Consider the following 17,062-nt stretch of genomic DNA (forward strand, 5'->3'; position numbering starts at 1 on the left):
CGGTAGGAGGCGTTTTTATTTTACTGTGCGTTAATTTCTATGAGCCCGACAGCTTTGGAGCTTCATTCTACCGGCACAAATCGTTTTTGCTAGTTCGATATAGCCGAACGTGCAAGTTCCGACTCCTTGGCCGCAGGCCGGAGATGAAAGAAGTAGTAGAGTATAGCATTCGTCGTAATTCTTCAAATCGCTCGCGCATAGTTGTTCATTGCTTACCAAAAGATTGCAATTCAGCAAAGGGAATAAGCCGAGTAACGTCAGAGTTAGGAAGAAATTGACTTTTCTCTTGATAAGCATAAAACCTCGATCGTTCGGACAGTCCTTTTCGAAAGAATCCGAACGTAGAATCTCTCTCGAAGGGAAAATGTCAAAAAGTTTCCGGCTAGGAAAAATTTCGAGACAACATTAAATGCCGTCTCCGTGGATATATTCGTTCAATTCATCGTCACCTTTTTTGGGAGGAATTTTCTGGGTTGGGAGATTTCCTCTGGCATACAACTCGTTTACTTCCCGCTGGAGAGTGTCGATTTTCTCCACTAAAATGGAAAAGATCCTGGCGATCGGATCCGGGAGTTCATTGTGATCCAGCATCCGCTCACCCTTTTCCCCGAAATCCACTTTAGAACGCACGACCTTTCCCGGTACGCCTACGACGGTACAATCGGGAGGAACATCTCTAAGCACGACAGATCCGGCGCCGATCCGTACATTCCTTTCTATTACGATATTTCCTAGAATTTTAGCTCCGGCGCCGACTACGACGTTCTCTTTCAGAGTAGGATGGCGTTTGCCGGTTTCCTTTCCCGTTCCGCCGAGCGTCACACCTTGTAAAATTAAGCATCCGCTTCCGATTTCGGCAGTTTCTCCGATCACCACCCCATGTCCGTGATCGATGAAGATTCCCGGAGAGATTCTGGCACCCGGATGAATATCAACCCCCGTTAAAAATCGGGCAAAGGTATTGATGATTCGGGGAATCAATGGCAGTTTATTTTTATACAAAAAATGCGCTAGGGAGTGAAACCAAAGGGCGTGCAGCCCCGGATAACAGAGGACTATTTCAACATAAGACTTTGCTGCCGGATCATTTTTTCGGATTGCTTTGATATTGTCGAACAACCTAATATCCTTTTCCTTTCGCGCTTGCCGTAAAGGCTCCTATCGGAAACCCTATGTGCGGTTCCTTTACGTGTAAAGAAGGAATCATTCTCTGAAAATAACAGGTCTACTTTAGACTACAGTTAAGGAAGCAACTCATTGGAAAGACCAAAATATGGACTTCATTTATTCCTCTTCCTACTTACGTTTTTGACTCTTACATTTCAAGAAGAGACCTTAAATCTTCCGTTTTTAGGATGGGATCGGATTCGCTCCACACTTCTGGAACGATACTTATATTCTTTACCCGTTCTAGGTATTCTTCTCTGTCACGAGATGGGTCATTATATAGCGGCTAGGTATTACGGAATCAAAGCGACTCTGCCTTTTTTTATTCCCATGCCTATTTCTCCGGTCGGAACAATGGGAGCGGTTATTAAGATTAAGGAACCGATTCGAGATAAAAAACAGCTCTTCGATATCGGAATTTGGGGACCGGCCATGAGTCTTTTCCTCTCGATTCCTTGTTATTTTATCGGACTTAAATATTCTCATTTGGTGCCGATCAGTGAACTTACGGAGGCTTTGGGATCGAATCCGGGGGCTTTCCAAGTTCGCTTCGGCGAGAGCCTTTTCGTGAGTTGGGCTAATCAATTCGTACTCGGGCCTTTCGATTCCAATTTGTACGAGGTGGAAATTCATCCGTTAGCTTTCGCAGGTTGGGTAGGGTTGTTAGTAACGGCGATCAATTTGTTACCCTTCGGTCAGCTCGACGGCGGTCATGTGATTTACGCGATTTTTGGAGAGGGATATCGTAAATGGATCTATTATTTATTTTCCGCGTTCCTCGCTCTTGCGCTTTGGAATTACGCGTGGATCTTATGGGGATTGCTCATCTACTATTTCATTAGGGTAGAGCATCCGTACGTTTCCGATCCGATATTTCCTTTGGATTGGATCCGAAAGGTTTGCGGAGCGGCGATTTTGCTTTCTTTGATTTTAATTTTTACTCCCTCACCTATGGAGATCGTAACCGCTGCCGGCCCCCAATCAAATCTGGGAGAGGATATATGGAACGGAATTCGAAATCTTTTTGGAAAATAAATTTAGGACTCTCATTACTCCTTTTTTTCTCGGCGTTCTATTTTGCGACTCTGCTTGCGCAGGAAGAAGTCGATTTGGAAATCCCTTTGACGGATAGTCCGTACGGCCTTTCTTACGACGGTACGAATTTTTGGTTCGCCGATAGTAAGCGCAGAGCGATTTTCAAAGTCGATCCGACCGGACGTCAGGAAGTTTTCAATTTGGGAATTCCCTCTATTTCCGGATTAAGTTTCGATACCAGGGAAGGAAGGGTCTTTGTGGCGGCAAAGCGGGTAATTTTAAAAGTAGAACCGAATACCGGCGGGGTTACGGATCGGATCGCAATTCCGATCGATAAAATCGGGGGAATCGCTAGCTTTCAAAACTATCTCTACGTTCTCGATGCTGATACCGGAAAAGTTTCCGTTTATGATAAGGGAACTCAATCCATCGTTGGCGGTTTTTTAACCGATAGGACGAGTCCGAAGGATATCTGCTACGCGCGAAATAGTATCTGGATTACGGATTCGTCGGACGGAAATATCTATCGTTATGATCCGGCAAATGGAAGAATCACGGGTTCGATCCGGACACCGACGAAGGATATTCGAGGTTTAGCAATCATAGGAAGTAAGATTTTCGTAGTGGATCGTACCAGTAGGGAAGTTAAGAAAATTTCATTCGTCGAAACGGATAGATTTTTGGCATCCGGAGAGTCCACATACCTGATTAATGTAAAAATTAATTTTAATTTAAACGAAACTAGTTTAGTAGGGGGAGTACTCGGCTTACTTCCTCCTCCGACTACGGAGCACCAAAGAATACGAAATTTAAAATCCAAAGATCCGAAATTCAAAGGAGATTTCGTGTCCGGCGCTCGTGGCTTGTCTAAAAAATTAGGGATCGACGACCCGAAAGGGAATCAAACTTTAGAGTACCAGTTTGAAGCAAGAACAACGAACGTTCGATTCTATGTCATGGACGATTTCATTCAGAAGAAAGAAGAAATTCCGAAGGATCTATCTCCCTTTGTCAAAACGTCGGTTTCCGTAAAAGATAAAAACGGAACCTACTTTATCGATAAAATCTTTGACGCGAGATTATTCCGAGCCGATTGGGAAAGTTTTAAAAAAGCGTTACTCGACGCAGGACTTCCGGTTCGTTCGGTCAGAACGTTGGTATTATCAAATCCATCTTCCCCCATTTTTAAAGACGCATTGGACGCGTATGTTCCGGGTTTTGGATGGGTTCCGTTATCTTCCATTAAACCGGAAACTGTGGAATCCTCTCGTACTTATCAGAAAAGCGAAGAGGTCGTGGATTTGTATCGAAGTGAAGGTTGGGGAACTTTACCTTCTCCGGTTCTCTACAAGGCAAAAGACTCGGATTTTTGGAAACCGATCCCGGCTGAAATAGAAGTAAAAATCTTACCTAAGGGGTCGGATCTCGGGCAAAACTAGTCGCTTCGGTCATCCTATAGATTTTCCATCCAAGAGTCGTAGATCTTCCGATCATATAAAAACTTAAGGATAGCCATAGTAAATGATTGCTTGCTTCGGCTTTTCCGATAAGGGCGATCGGTAGAAAAAAAATTAGAGTGCTAATGATCATAGCGTTCCGCAGGGTTCGTCCATCGGATAATCCTAAAAAGAACCCATCAAAGACGAAAGCGATCGATCCGATGATTAAAACCGGGGCCAACCAGAATCTGTAAGTTTCGGCGACCTTTATCACTTCAGAGCTTTTTGAGATCCAGGGAAAAATCCAATTAGGGCATTGAATCATGAAGTAGGAAAAGAGACCGGCGAGTCCTAAGGCGGATAGTAAAGCAAGCTTCAGAAGTGAAATGAGCTCCTTCTTATCGTTTTTACCTTTTGCTTCACCGGCCAAAGTCTCCGTTGCAACGGCGGCCCCATCTATCCAGTAAGCCGCAACTAGAATAAGCTCGTGCAGGATCGCGTTTCCTGCTAATACAATGGATCCGAAGGAAGAACTGAAATTACGAAAAATACTGAATGCGGTGATTAGCATCACTGTTCTCAACAAAATATCCGTATTTAAGGAAAGCAGAGATTTAAAACCGGACGCGGAGAACACCTTTTCCTCGTTCTCAGAAAATCCGGGAAGATGCTTCCGTTCGACGAAGTAGAAAATGAGAAAAAGGGACAACATTAAATACTGACTAATCGTGGTCGCAATTCCCGTCCCCCAAGCTTCCCATTGCATATACAATACAAACCAAATATTTAATAAAATGTTTGTTACGTTCGCCACTACGGTAACGAATAGAACGATCTTACTTTGAGATCTTCCTAGTAACCAGCCCATCAATGCAAAATTGCATAATGTTGCGGGGGCGCTAGCGATTCTCGCTTGGAAGTAGCTCGATCCGGCAAGTTTTACATCGACTTCACCTTCCAGAAAAAAGAATCCGAAATCTTGAATCGGACGATTGAATAATAAAATCGTTATTCCTATGCCGAGTCCGAGTATCAAGGAGCGTGAAAGAATTAGATCCGATTTGGATTCATCGCCGGCCCCATAGGCCTGGGCTGTCAAACCGGTCGTTCCCATTCTTAAAAAAGCGAAACTCCAAAATAGATAATCAAAAACGATATTTGCTAAAGCGACTCCGGCCATAAACGTATGAGTGTTCAATTGGCCTAATACGGCAATATCGGCTAACCCCACCAGCGGAACGGATAGATTCGCAAGTATATTAAAGAAGGTAAGGCGAAAGAATTTTTGTTTCAAAACGAATTACTTCGAATCGGTTTTTGCCACTTTTGAAAGACATTGCATGCCACAAGATCTCCGGTTACGTTTACTGTGGTACGGCACATATCGAGTAACCTATCAACCCCTAGGATAATTCCGATTCCCTCAGTCGGAATTCCAACCCCAGTTAGGATGGAAGCTAAAATTACGATCCCTAACCCGGGTGTGCTAGGGGTTCCGATCGATGCGATCACGGTGGCAATTATAATGAAGCCTAGCTGCGCTAGGGTCAGATCGATTCCGTAAACCTGCGCTAGGAAGACGGTAGCTGTTGCTTGGTAAAGCGCGGTCCCATCCATATTGATGGTTGCTCCGAGCGGAATTATAAACTCCGCGATTCTATTTGAGACACCCATTTTCTCGATGCCGGTTTTTAGCGTAAATGGTAGGACTGCTGCAGAGCTTGAAGTGGAAAATGCTAACAGTTGGAGTTCCCCGGCGTTTTTAAAGAACCAGATCGGGTTCTTTCGAGCTAAAAGAATTAGAATTACGGAATACAGTAGAAGAACGGCGATCAAACCTCCGAGAACGGACAGGAAGTATACTCCTAAACTTACTAACACATTAAAGCCGATTTTGGCGGTAATCTGAGCGATCAACCCGAAGACCGCAAACGGCGCTAGCATCATTGCCCAGTCAACGAATACCATACTGGTTTTAAATACTGCCTGAATTAATCCCAATACCGGCCGAGCAGTCTCTTCCCCCAGAGAAAGTAATGCGACGCCGACTAGGATTCCTAGAAGAACGACTCCTAGCATATCGCCGGTGAACAGAGTTTGGAATGGATTCTTAGGTAGGACCGAAAGAAGTAACTCGGGAACTTTTTCTAAGCTAGGCGGTTCAGAACGGAGCGGTATTTTGGAGACTACGCTCATTTTCGGGATGCCTGCAGAATCAACATATTTGCCGGGTTTTACGATACTCGCGATCGTGATTCCTAGCACGACGGCTATAACAGTGGTAAGGACAAAATATGCGAAAACTCGGGATCCGAATTTCCTTAGATTTTCCAGACTCTCGCCTGCATTTACGCCTAGGAGGATGGAAGAGAATACGAGAGGGATCATTATCATCTGTAAGAGAATTAAAAACAGTTGTCCCGGTAAACCCAACCAACTCGCAAGAATGGAACTAGTGGATATGTCTAAAAATTTGTATTCCGGGCTTAGGCAGAGCCCGACAGCCGTTCCGGAAAATAAGCCGATTAGTACTCTTAACCAGAGTTTACCCTTAATGAGTAAGATTAAGCCTGAATTTAAGCGCTTGATTCCGTTAAATGTGGACATGAACGACAGAATCGAACAGTTCCACTATTTTTCTATTGATTTTTCCCTTTTCAAATTGATAGTGAAGGCTTAAATCGTTTTTCCGCGATTTCTTCCGTCTCCGGGACTGGAAGGAGCCGTACCAAAGACATAGAATCGGTCAAAGTTGATCTTTAAACGCCGGAAGTTTAAGATCGACCTTAGGAGTTTATGGGATTAGATACAATCTCTTGGGACTTGGTCCTATTTAACTATTATTCTTTTGGAAGTTTATTAGTCACTTTGACTACCTTCCTTCTCGGGAGTTTCTTTCTTACTTTAAAGAATAAAACGGTCGCTACGACCCATCTAGGAATCGGTTTCCTTCTTTTTACTTTTTTCGAAACGGGTTATTTCGTTGCCGCATTTTTGTATCACCCGTTCGCTTCCTATCATAGATGGATTACCGGCGGCTTTATTCTTCCGGCGCTGACCCATTTCACTCAGTTCCTACTTCGGTTTCCTGGAAATAGCAACCAACGATTAGCCCGCTGGGTTTTGATCGTGGAATACTCCGTAATTGCAATCGTAGTAAGTTTCTTCATCTATCTAACTTCCATTTCCGAAAACATTTATCACTTCACCGCGCATCATTGGGATTTTAATGCGTATGATGCGAGTCGATACTTGGCCATCGTGATCGCAATAGAATCCATCGTCGGATTTTTGATCATACCAACGTGGCGGGTCATCGTAACGAAAGATAAAAGAAGAATCGCTCTTTTGATGTTTACGATCGGATTTTTAATCGCCGCCATATATCCGAACATTTCGAACGTAGTAAGCCGAGACGGCGCGATGGAACGCTCGACTTATATGACATCGAACGTCATTTTCTTTGTCATGGCTTTTTCCGTTTTAGCTATCGCCTTCATCAATAATAGCGCGGAAAGAACCACGTTCATGGTTAAAATCGTTGGGATCACGCTCTTCACGATTTGTTTGATCATGCAGGCGCTCGTATACATATCCAGCCAAGAGAAGGACGCCGAATATGACAGCCTTAAAATGGTAAATATAGAACGGGCGATAGAGAATGGAGTAAAGACAAAAGATATAGAATATATTATCCGCTGGAACGATAATAAAAACAGTCTCCTTTCGGGCGAATACGACAAGAAAATCGATTTGAATCTTATGCAAGTGGAAATCGATCTTCAAAACGTCACTATATACGAAGAGATTCGTAATTTAGACGAAAAGAATTTTCGCTCAAAACTGCGGGAAGTATTAGAAAAAACTCATACATATTTCGGCGGTTACAAGAGACAAATTTTAGAATTCGTCGATCAAAACACGCAATTATCCGACGGCGAATTAAAGGCGGCAATTCTAGGCGGAGCGGAAAAATGGAATAAGCAAGCTTTTATAGCTACGAATCGTTTAGAAGGCGTTGTAGGCGGAAATTTTTGCAAAAAAGGGCGTTCTTTTATAGATTCTCTCGGCAGCGAATCTCATAAAAAGGAAATCTTCTCGCATTGGTCCGAGGACTGTCTTTGGGACGGGAAGCAACTTTCCGATGCGCAACTTCGAGAGGAAGTTCTCCGATATTTTCGCTATTTTAAACCTAGTGAGACACGCCATTATCGAAGGAGTCGGGACGGTTACGGTCATTACGTCGCTTTTATGAAATTCTCGCCCGAAACTCTGGAGATGAGCGAGGTGGGTTTTTCTTACCTGGTTTATCGTCAGTTTATGCATCCGACCGCCGTGAAGCAAACGATCATCTTGCTCATCGTGATTTTCGTCGTGCTGGTTCTCTTCCCTCTTTTCTTTAAGAATAGCTTGGTCGATCCGCTTAACGGGTTATTGGCCGGCGTAGAAAAGGTCAATAAGGGAGATTTAGATGTGGTAGTTCCGGTGAAGGTTCGGGATGAAATCGGATTTTTAGCGGATTCATTTAATGCGATGGTGGCGTCGATCAAACAGGCCCGCCGGGAACTGCAGGATTACGCCGAGAACCTAGAGGAGAAAGTTAAGGAGAGAACCAAAGAAGTACAGGAAAAGATGGAAGAAGTTCAACGTCTTAAAGTACAGCAAGACGGGGATTACTTCCTTACTTCTCTATTAGCAAAACCTTTATTTTACAATGCGAATAAATCCAAACATGTGTCGACCGAATTCATAATTCGTCAAAAGAAACAGTTTGAATTTAGGGGAAAACATTCTGATCTTGGCGGCGATATCTGCGTAACCGGAAATCTTCGTTTAGGTCGACCCGATTCTTTCAAAAGATTCACCGTAGCTATGAACGGGGATGCGATGGGAAAATCCATGCAAGGAGCGGGCGGCGCTCTCGTAATGGGAGTCGTGATGAATTCGATCCTCGCGCGTTCGGCAGCTAATAATAGAATTTTGGAAACGACTCCCGAGCAATGGCTTGGAGACATTTATCATGAAATTCATTCCGTATTTAAGTCGTTTAACGGTTCGATGGTAATTTCCGCCTGCGTCTATCTCGTTGAAGACGAAACGGGAAAATGTTGGTACTTTAACGCGGAGCATCCGTTTACCGTCCTATATAGAGACGGAAAGGCAAGTTTCATCGAAGAGGGACTTACCCTTAGGAAATTGGGTTTAGACTCCGAATTCGATTTTAAAGTACACACCCTCCAGTTGAAAAAAGGGGATATCCTCATTCTCGGCTCCGACGGTCGCGACGATGTGGATTTAACTCCGGATGAAACCATTCGGACGATCAATGAAGACGAAACGCTATTTCTAAGGCATGTGGAAAAAGCCAAAGCAAACCTGGAAGAAATCGAGACCGAGATCCGTAAAACCGGCGAATTAACCGACGACCTATCTCTTCTTAAAATCGAATTTCAAACCGAACCTAAGAAAGACGAGATAGAAGACATTTTCGATGATGCAGATCATATCGATAAGGCTCTCAATACCGATTCGGTTTACGAGGAAGCTCGAAAACTATATAAGACGGGTCACTTAGAAGAAGCGCTGGATCTTTTAAAAACCGGTTACATGCACGATAGTGCTAATCAGAAGTTGAATAAACTTTTGGGCCTGCTCAGTTTTAAAGGTAAGGATTACGCAACGGCAGTCGAAGTATTGAACAATTACTTGGGGTCCGATCCCGATCTGCACGAGTACTGGTTCTATCTGTCGATCGCAAATAAGAAAATGGGGAAATACGATCTAGCCCTTTCCGCCAGTTTGAAACTACTTGAAGTCGATCCTGATAATCTTTCCAATTTGGTTAATTTGGCGGACATATACAGATTGATGGAAATGTACGATCGCGCAGAAGAATACGCTCGGAAAATTTTACAACGCGAACCCGGAAATGAAAATGCGCATAAACTGATTCGGCTGATAGAGAGGGATCGCTGATTGTCAGCTCCCGCAAACGGGAAATTATTATCCGGTGAATTGAGGCGATTCCTGTTCGCCTCAATTCTTCTAGTTTTTGGATTTTCTAGTTATGCTCAAAGCTCCGCTTCGAAAGTTCGGATCAAATCCGGTAAAGATTACCCTCTTAAACTTCGCGGTGGGGATATCCTAGTTACGATTCAGAACGAAACTTCGGCCCAACAATGGGATCGTTATGCCTTTGAAAAAACGAGAGATCTGCTCGACGCTTATGAGTCCTATACCGGTATCTTCTTTCATCACGCTGCGGCGCCGATATTCAAAAGTTTACCGCCAAAGGAAAGAAGCCGAGTTCGTTTGGTTTTAAAAGAAAATGTATTTTTAAACGGAACCCGAATCGGCGGGTATAATAATGTTTCCGGGGAACTTGGAAAGGACTTGGGAATTTATCTGGAATCCAGCCTGGTTCCGATCGGTTATCCGGCCCTATTACTTCATGAATTAGGTCATTATTATTTTATCGAACCTTTGTGGCTAAGCGAAGGTATCGTTTCCTTTCTTCCCTACTTGCTTGCCAAAAAGGGATATTTGCGGCTCAACCAGCAAGAGCTCATGTCGATTTACGATGAATGGGAATTAGGCGAGCCGCCTTCGAAAAACGACCATCCTCTCGGCGTGGATTTTCAATCGAGCGACCCGCAAGTCGGCGCGTGGATGTATTCGAAGTCCGTTCGTTTACAGGGAATTTTGTACAAGGAGCTCGGCTCGGAGGGATACCGTTCCTTTTTGAGAATTCTTGCGACTACCGACGTTCCGGATACTGAAGCGGTTTTGAAGGTTTTACTCGGATTGAAAGCTAAAAACTGGGAGCAAATTCTAAGGGGATGGCTCTTGCCCGGAAAGTATCTATCGTACCCGATAAAATCCTTTTCCAATATGCGAGACTGGGACGCTCTCTAACGAACGCTGTTTTATATTAAAACAATTGTTCGGGTTAAGAGCTTTCAGGGACGTTTTTTGTTTTTAGTTTGATAAGATAATTAGTGTGGCTAGAATAAACCATTCGAACTCTGCGTTTCGTTTCGCAGATGTCGATTCGGCTAAAAAATGGAATTATTAACGATCCTCAAAGAAGATTTTCTACTCAACTATTATTCATTCGGAAGTCTTTTAGCCTTTCTCACCGTATTCCTCGCCTCTCTGCTCTTTCTATTCTTAAAAGGTCGCTCCTCAAGCACGAGACATCTCGCTTTAGGAGCGTTATTTCTCTCTTTCTTATGGTTGGGTTACTTTATTGCGGCGATCATTTATCACCCATTAGCGGCGTACCATCGATGGATGACGGTCGGATTCATTTTACCGGCCATCTTACATTTGGGCCAGTTTCTTGCTCGATACCCTCAAAATACTCAGCCAAAAGTATCTACGTGGTTATTAATCGGTATGTATTTCGTAGCGGTAATCGCTTCGATCGGCTTCTTTTACGTAACTTGGAACGCCCCCAAAAAGTACCATTTTACCGCTCATCATTGGGATTTTAATGCGGAAAAAGCGTCTAGAACAATCGCTTTGATCATCGGGGCTTTTGTACTGATCTCTTTTTTAATTATTCCCATTTGGAGAATGATCGTAACGAAAGGAAGAGTCAGATTCGCAATTGCAGCTTTTATGGTTTCGATGTTGGTCGGAGGAGTTATTCCTGCCTTAACGAATATACTGAGTCGGGACGGAGTAATCGAACGATCGACATTTCTGACCTCTATGGTCCTTCTCATCACTCTTTCCATATTTTTAATACTAGTAATCTTCCTCAATTTTAGCGAAGAAAAAACGACATTCATGATTAAGATCGTCGGGATTACTTTCGTAACGGTGATGTTGATCGTGCAGGCACTGGTCTTCATATCCAACCAAGATAAAGAGACCGAATATGATACCAAGAGTATCGTAAATATGGAACGAATCTTGGAAGGTGGTCACCAAGTTCCCGGGATGGAATACGTCGTTAAGTGGGAAGGTTCGGACAAACCCGTAGATTATTCGCGATATAACCAAGCGTTCGATCTAAAACTTTCCCAATTAGAGACGGATTTTAAGAATACTGAGCTTTTTGAAAGGATTAAGGTTTTACCGGAAGAGGGTTTTCGAAAGCAGCTTGAAAAAAACTTGGTGGGGACCCACGAATATTTTCAAGGATACAAAAATTCCATTACGGATTTCTTAAAAAAAAGTCCCGGTTTGGACGGAAAGGAGTTAAAAGAAGGACTCTTTAAATATTTGATCGGACTCAACAGAAGCGTTTTCGTCGCTTCCAACAAGCTGGATTATATCTTTCCGATCGATTTTTGTTCGGAGGGGAAAAGTTATTTCAAAGGATCCGCTTCCGACGTATCTCATTTCCGGGATTATATTCTTTCTAAATGGAAAGATTGCTCGTTGGGAGGCAAAGACTTATTACCCGGGGAACTAAAGTCCGAAGTACTTTTGTATCTTAGACCGTTTCAGCCGGCTCTAAGCAGGCATTATCGTAAAAGTTTGGACGAGCATCAACACTTTGTGGCCTATATACACTACGATGTGGAAAAGGATTTAACGAGTGAACTCGGTTATTCTTATAGAGGTTATCGGGAATTCATGCACCCGACGTCCATGAAGCAAACGATTATTTTAGGAATCGTTTTGATGGTTATCTTATTCGTGTTTCCGTTGTTCTTCAGGCAGAGCTTAGTGGCGCCTTTAAATCGCTTATTGAGTGGAGTCGAAAAGGTAAATCTAGGAAGTCTCGATGTTCAAGTTCCGGTGGAAGTCAAGGATGAGATAGGTTTTTTATCGGATTCATTCAATAATATGGTCAGTTCGATTCGACAGGCCAGGGGCGAGCTCCAGGATTACGCGGAGCATCTTGCCGACAAAGTTCGTGAAAGAACGAGAGAACTTTCGGAAAAGATGGAAGAATTACAAAGGCTAAAAGTTCAGCAGGACGGAGATTACTTCCTGACTTCGCTTCTTGCAAAACCTTTATTTTACAACGCCAATAAATCGACCAAAGTTAAGACCGAATTTATTTTGCATCAAAAGAAACAGTTCGAATTTAAAGGCAAGCGGGCCGATCTGGGCGGGGATATTTGCGTTACAGGTAATTTACGGCTCGGTAAGGAGAATAATTTCAAACGATATACCTTTGCCATGAACGGCGACGCCATGGGAAAATCCATGCAGGGCGCCGGCGGCTCGTTGGTTATGGGAGTCGTAATTAACTCGATATTGGCTCGTTCGGCGGCAAACGACAGAGTACTAGACACCGGTCCCGAAGGATGGTTAACCGACACCTATCGTGAGATGCAATCCGTATTCAAATCCTTTAATGGTTCGATGGTGATATCGGGGACCTTTCTTTTGATCGAAGAAGATACAGGTAGAGTCTGGTACTTTAATGCCGAACACCCTTTCTCGGTTCTCTATCGTGACGGTAGAGCTGGCTTTGTGGAGAGCGGCCTTACGTTGCGAAAAATCGGTTTAGATTCGGAATACGAATTTAAAGTTTTAACGACAAATCTGGTCCCGGGGGACGTGCTTATCGTCGGCTCCGACGGGAAGGACGATTTGGACTTAACCCCCGAAAAAGAAGTTAGAACAATTAACGAAGATGAGATGCTATTTCTCCAGTTTGTCGAAAAAGGAGAAGGAGATCTTGTACGAATCGAGGAAGAGATTCGCGGTTTTGGAGAACTGACGGATGATCTTTCCTTGTTGAAGATCGAGTATTTACCGTCCGGGAAAGAATCCGAAGAAAAGGAAGAGGATTCTTATGCGGGTACGGGAGATTGGAAGTCGGCATATAAGAATGCCAAAAAGGATTATCAAGAAGGTAGAGTCGAAGAGGCAATCAGATCTCTTGACGCGCTCTATAAGACGGATCCTGCGAATACGAAAGTAACCAAATTGCTCGGGTTACTTAGTTTTAAGGGAAAGAATTACGCAAAAGCCGTGGAAGTTCTTAGCAAGTATCTCGGCTCGGATCCCGATTTGACAGAATATTGGTATTACCTATCACTGGCTAATCGGAGAATCGGACATCTGGACGAAGCGATTGCTGCCGCAAAAAAAATGGAAGAACTGCAACCGGATAACGGTAGTAATTTAGTTAATCTGTCGGATCTTTATCGCCAAACGGAGCAGTTTGAGTTGGCTATCGATTACGCTCGAAAGGCACTCGATCGAGATCCTGAAAATGAAAATGCGATTAAACTGATTCGATTAATCGAACGGGACCGCTCGGAAAGTTAATACTTTCCGTTTTCAAAATCCTTGTACAACATCGAAGTCTGAATTCCTTTATTTCCTTGGTATTTTCCCGATTTGTATTCCGTTATCTCGCCTTCCACCGTATGGTAAAAAATTTGGCATATTTCCACATTAGGATAAATAATTAAAGGTTGGATTACTGAGATCTCCAGAGTCCAAAACCCTTTAAAGCCGACATCTCCGAATCCTGCCGTTACATGAACATACATTCCTAATCTACCGATGGAAGAGCGACCTTCTAGCATGGGGACTAGATTATGTGTTTCGGTATATTCTACCGTTCTTCCAAGATAAAGAACTCCCGGTTTTAACTCTAAACCCGATTCCGAGATTACTAATTTTTCCGCATCGTTCGGCCTCTTCATGTCCAAAGGAAGATGAGTATATTGCAATAGTTCGTCGTATAATCTTAGATTGTACGAATTCGGATTCAATCGATCTTCCGAATATGGATCGATTACGATATCCGATCCGATACGCTTTTTTATTTCCTTGCCTGTTAAGATCATCTCGAACTCGCCTTGACCGATTTATGGCCAATATTAGGAATCGGTTCGTTACAAGCCTCAATTTTTTATGCGAATTATTCGCCTTTAAATAGCGGTTTTCGTTTTTCTTTAAAGGCTGCGAGCGCTTCCTTTCGATCTTCGGTTGCTAAGGTTTTATTATAATGCATTCTTTCGATTTTTAAGGCTTCTTCTATCTTTAATCCCTCTCCGTCACGAATCGCCGCTTTTGCAAGACGCACGGCGATAGGTCCTTTCTCGGAAATCGTTGCGGCTAAACTGTTTGCTTCTGCGTAGGCAGAAGTCCCTGCAATCAAATTCGCGAGTCCGTATTCGAACGCGGTTTTGGAGTCCAGAATCCTGGCGGTTAAAATCATTTCCATGGCTTTGGAAAAGCCGATCCGGCGAGGAAGCCTTTGTGTTCCCCCGGCCCCGGGAATGATTCCTAGTCCGGTTTCGGTGAGGCCTACTTTGACTCCTTCCCGCAGAAGAATAAAATCGCAGGAAAGAGCCAGTTCTAAACCGCCTCCGAAAGCATCCCCGTCGAGAGCGGCAATCGTGGGAAACGGAAGTTTTTCGAGAAAGCGGAAGCAGGTTCCTACGGAATCCAAGAACAAATGAACTTCCTCCTCGCTCATAGTTTCTCTTTCTTTCAGGTCGGCGCCTGCGCAGAAAACCGGGCCTTCTCCCCGGATGATGAGAGCGCGAATTTTAGGCTCCATGGCCGCCTTCTTAATAAGAGACATAAAAGAATCGAGAAGCTCCCTGGAGATCGCGTTTCTTTTATCCGGTCGATTTAAGGATATGGTTGCTATATTTTCACTGATAGAATAAAGAACGATGTGGCTCATTGGTTCGATCTCCGGAAAAAACTTATTCCTAGCGGGACTCTTTTGTCCGATACTAGGGTAGGTTGCGGGATTTTTCCAATTCGGCAAGCAAAAGCCTACCGCGCTGACGGTTCTAGGATAGGGAAAATGCAGACTCTCGGTAAAAACATCCTAATCGTATTGATTCTCATTATGGGGGTATTGTACTGCCAGCAAGCGAAGCATACGGATTTAGCGTCTCAGCTTGGAATCGGGAATCCTGTTATTACAAGTATCGATCCACCCTCGGGTTCACCTCCGATAGCTCCTTATTTGCCGACGTTGATTACCATTACGGGACGAAATTTCGGAACCGATATCACACAATCCAGTGTCACTATAAATGGAGTGGCAACCCCTCTTCTCACAGCAACGTCCACCCAAATCACTGCGAACGTTCCGGCGGGTGCTTCTACCGGGCTACTTTACGTAATGAAAAGCGGTGGTGTCGTTATTTGCGATCCTTTGAATCTGAACGGGGCTACAAACTGTTACGGAACTAAATTTTATATCGACTGCTATAAAGCGTACCAGAACCAATACGGTACCGAATTGGGAATTACGTATCCAACGTCCAAAAAATTCCAGATCAACGGCCAGGTAGAAACTCACGCGGTTCGTATCGATCTTAATTTAAATGGAGCGACAAACGTTAAGATCGGTTGTGATACTTACTCGGCGGTAACTTATTTTTCTCCGACTTGCGCACAGACGAATCTGGGGACATTCTCGAATCCGTCTAGCTGGGTATACCAACCGATCATTAATTTCCCGACCTATTATACCGTTCAGATGTTCATAACGGCCGGAACCGGAACCTGCGATATTTCCTTCCAATAAGGAGCTAATTCCGATAGAAAAAGGATTGGTTTTTTTTTAAACAAAGGTACTATTAAGGGCGTGAGGGGAAAATGAATATCGTCTCTTCTATAAAACTTGGGTTGCCCGAAAAAAATATCGTAGATTCCCGTAAGATTCCAAAGACGGAAGGGCTGGCCCTGAGCGAACCGTACGAGAATAAACATGCAAATACGGTCGATCGGAAAGCGACTAGTCTGGATTACACGGGCGATATGTATAAAATTAAGGGCGCTTTCATCGACAAAGTCACTTAAACCCTAATTTTGATTTACCAGTATAAAAAAAGCCCTCTATAAGAGGGCTTTTTTGTAACGATTCCGTCAAACGGAGAAAGCTTAGCGTTCAGCTTTCTTTGTAGTTAATCTCTAAAATATTACCGGAAGGGTCTAGAAAATGGAGGAATTCCCCACCATCTCTCGCTTCTGGGCCTCTTACAATTTGAACGGACTTAGATTCGAGTTCTACGATTGCTTCCGTAAAATCATCCACATCCAAAACAAAACTCAATACGGGGGATTTGGCTTCGCTCAAAGCACCCTTAGTACCGTTTGTATGAAGCAATTTGATATTCACGGAATCCAAACCAATGATAGCAAATTCTCCGGTCCTTTCTTCGATGGTTTCAAAATCGAACAACTCGGAATAGAACTTCACGGAGCTATCGAGGTCTCCAGTGGGTATTACGATATAGTCGATTCCTTCTACGATGATCATGGATGCGGATCCCTATTTTCTTTTTTAGTCATTATGGGGGGAAAACCGGGCTTGTCTATCGGAAAACCGCAAGTTTACTCTGGTTTTTCAAAGCCTTCTGCCGCGGATAGATCGGTTGGGAGAATCGAGAAAAATATCCTCGAATTTACCGGTTTTTTAATGAATCAAGGGCAATTCCAACTCGGGATCATCCCGGATTCCTAATTTTGTG

14 protein-coding genes are annotated in these 17,062 nt (G+C 43.6%); 7 read left to right on the forward strand and 7 right to left on the reverse strand.

The features are described 5' to 3' along the window. Nucleotides 1–30: 30 nt before the first annotated feature. Nucleotides 31–297 (reverse strand): hypothetical protein, encoded by a 267-nt coding sequence (locus LEP1GSC047_RS18225; protein WP_010416390.1) that lies wholly within the window; start codon nucleotides 295–297, stop codon nucleotides 31–33. Nucleotides 298–405: 108 nt separating this feature from the next. Beyond that, nucleotides 406–1,119: a serine O-acetyltransferase gene (gene cysE, locus LEP1GSC047_RS18230; RefSeq protein WP_010416388.1), complete on the reverse strand. Its 714-nt coding sequence runs from the start codon at nucleotides 1,117–1,119 to the stop codon at nucleotides 406–408. A gap of 138 nt (nucleotides 1,120–1,257) precedes the next feature. Here cysE and LEP1GSC047_RS18235 point away from each other — a divergent pair, with 138 nt between their 5' ends. Next, complete coding sequence (locus tag LEP1GSC047_RS18235) at nucleotides 1,258–2,202, forward strand: site-2 protease family protein (protein ID WP_010416384.1); 945 nt, start codon at nucleotides 1,258–1,260, stop codon at nucleotides 2,200–2,202. Continuing rightward, nucleotides 2,169–3,641, forward strand: a complete 1,473-nt coding sequence (locus tag LEP1GSC047_RS18240; protein WP_010416382.1) for an NHL repeat-containing protein — start codon at nucleotides 2,169–2,171, stop codon at nucleotides 3,639–3,641. Before LEP1GSC047_RS18235 ends, LEP1GSC047_RS18240 begins: the two co-directional genes overlap by 34 nt. On the opposite strand, the gene LEP1GSC047_RS18245 is transcribed toward LEP1GSC047_RS18240, so the two are convergent. After that, entirely contained in the window at nucleotides 3,613–4,935 is a 1,323-nt protein-coding gene (locus tag LEP1GSC047_RS18245) for an MATE family efflux transporter (RefSeq protein ID WP_010416379.1), read from the reverse strand. The two genes, LEP1GSC047_RS18240 and LEP1GSC047_RS18245, sit on opposite strands and share 29 nt — an antisense overlap. Further along, a complete protein-coding gene (locus LEP1GSC047_RS18250) occupies nucleotides 4,932–6,248 on the reverse strand; it encodes a dicarboxylate/amino acid:cation symporter (protein ID WP_010416377.1) in 1,317 nt (438 codons plus the stop codon). Before LEP1GSC047_RS18250 ends, LEP1GSC047_RS18245 begins: the two co-directional genes overlap by 4 nt. A 189-nt stretch (nucleotides 6,249–6,437) precedes the next feature. Here LEP1GSC047_RS18250 and LEP1GSC047_RS18255 point away from each other — a divergent pair, with 189 nt between their 5' ends. The 3 genes from LEP1GSC047_RS18255 (at nucleotide 6,438) to LEP1GSC047_RS18265 (ending at nucleotide 13,883) form a co-directional block, all read left to right on the forward strand. After that, entirely contained in the window at nucleotides 6,438–9,617 is a 3,180-nt protein-coding gene (locus tag LEP1GSC047_RS18255) for a SpoIIE family protein phosphatase (protein ID WP_010416373.1), read from the forward strand. Next, on the forward strand, nucleotides 9,618–10,556 hold the full coding sequence (locus LEP1GSC047_RS18260; RefSeq protein ID WP_010416370.1) for a hypothetical protein: 939 nt from the start codon (nucleotides 9,618–9,620) through the stop codon (nucleotides 10,554–10,556). Between the two features lie 147 nt (nucleotides 10,557–10,703). Continuing rightward, nucleotides 10,704–13,883, forward strand: a complete 3,180-nt coding sequence (locus LEP1GSC047_RS18265; RefSeq protein WP_010416367.1) for a SpoIIE family protein phosphatase — start codon at nucleotides 10,704–10,706, stop codon at nucleotides 13,881–13,883. On the opposite strand, the gene dcd is transcribed toward LEP1GSC047_RS18265, so the two are convergent. Beyond that, the gene (gene dcd, locus LEP1GSC047_RS18270) at nucleotides 13,880–14,410 is read right to left on the reverse strand and encodes a dCTP deaminase (RefSeq protein ID WP_010416365.1); all 531 of its coding nucleotides are present in this window, start codon (nucleotides 14,408–14,410) and stop codon (nucleotides 13,880–13,882) included. The genes LEP1GSC047_RS18265 and dcd overlap by 4 nt on opposite strands. Before the next feature lie 74 nt (nucleotides 14,411–14,484). Further along, a complete protein-coding gene (locus LEP1GSC047_RS18275) occupies nucleotides 14,485–15,258 on the reverse strand; it encodes an enoyl-CoA hydratase-related protein (RefSeq protein WP_010416361.1) in 774 nt (257 codons plus the stop codon). A 126-nt stretch (nucleotides 15,259–15,384) separates the two neighbouring features. On the opposite strand from LEP1GSC047_RS18275, the gene LEP1GSC047_RS18280 reads away from it, so the two are divergent. Both LEP1GSC047_RS18280 and LEP1GSC047_RS18285 read left to right on the forward strand, forming a co-directional pair. Beyond that, on the forward strand, nucleotides 15,385–16,116 hold the full coding sequence (locus LEP1GSC047_RS18280) for an LIC10067 family putative lipoprotein (RefSeq protein WP_039935780.1): 732 nt from the start codon (nucleotides 15,385–15,387) through the stop codon (nucleotides 16,114–16,116). Between the two features lie 71 nt (nucleotides 16,117–16,187). After that, nucleotides 16,188–16,391 carry a hypothetical protein gene (locus LEP1GSC047_RS18285; protein WP_010416353.1) on the forward strand — a complete coding sequence of 68 codons (204 nt, stop codon included), beginning with the start codon at nucleotides 16,188–16,190 and terminating at the stop codon, nucleotides 16,389–16,391. Nucleotides 16,392–16,479: 88 nt separating this feature from the next. On the opposite strand, the gene LEP1GSC047_RS18290 is transcribed toward LEP1GSC047_RS18285, so the two are convergent. Then, the gene (locus tag LEP1GSC047_RS18290) at nucleotides 16,480–16,851 is read right to left on the reverse strand and encodes a VOC family protein (RefSeq protein WP_010416348.1); all 372 of its coding nucleotides are present in this window, start codon (nucleotides 16,849–16,851) and stop codon (nucleotides 16,480–16,482) included. Nucleotides 16,852–17,062 lie beyond the last annotated feature (211 nt).

This window comes from Leptospira inadai serovar Lyme str. 10 (assembly GCF_000243675.2).
Taxonomy (GTDB): domain Bacteria; phylum Spirochaetota; class Leptospiria; order Leptospirales; family Leptospiraceae; genus Leptospira_B; species Leptospira_B inadai.

Bases quoted from the DNA above. Each gene is read 5' to 3' on its own strand.
- LEP1GSC047_RS18255 (WP_010416373.1), top strand. From the start codon at position 6,438: ATGGGATTAGATACAATCTCTTGGGACTTGGTCCTATTTAACTATTAT.
- LEP1GSC047_RS18225 (WP_010416390.1), bottom strand. From the start codon at position 297: ATGCTTATCAAGAGAAAAGTCAATTTCTTCCTAACTCTGACGTTACTC.
- LEP1GSC047_RS18265 (WP_010416367.1), top strand. From the start codon at position 10,704: ATGGAATTATTAACGATCCTCAAAGAAGATTTTCTACTCAACTATTAT.
- LEP1GSC047_RS18240 (WP_010416382.1), top strand. From the start codon at position 2,169: ATGGAACGGAATTCGAAATCTTTTTGGAAAATAAATTTAGGACTCTCA.
- LEP1GSC047_RS18285 (WP_010416353.1), top strand. From the start codon at position 16,188: ATGAATATCGTCTCTTCTATAAAACTTGGGTTGCCCGAAAAAAATATC.
- dcd (WP_010416365.1), bottom strand. From the start codon at position 14,410: ATGATCTTAACAGGCAAGGAAATAAAAAAGCGTATCGGATCGGATATC.
- LEP1GSC047_RS18275 (WP_010416361.1), bottom strand. From the start codon at position 15,258: ATGAGCCACATCGTTCTTTATTCTATCAGTGAAAATATAGCAACCATA.
- LEP1GSC047_RS18280 (WP_039935780.1), top strand. From the start codon at position 15,385: ATGCAGACTCTCGGTAAAAACATCCTAATCGTATTGATTCTCATTATG.
- LEP1GSC047_RS18290 (WP_010416348.1), bottom strand. From the start codon at position 16,851: ATGATCATCGTAGAAGGAATCGACTATATCGTAATACCCACTGGAGAC.
- LEP1GSC047_RS18250 (WP_010416377.1), bottom strand. From the start codon at position 6,248: ATGTCCACATTTAACGGAATCAAGCGCTTAAATTCAGGCTTAATCTTA.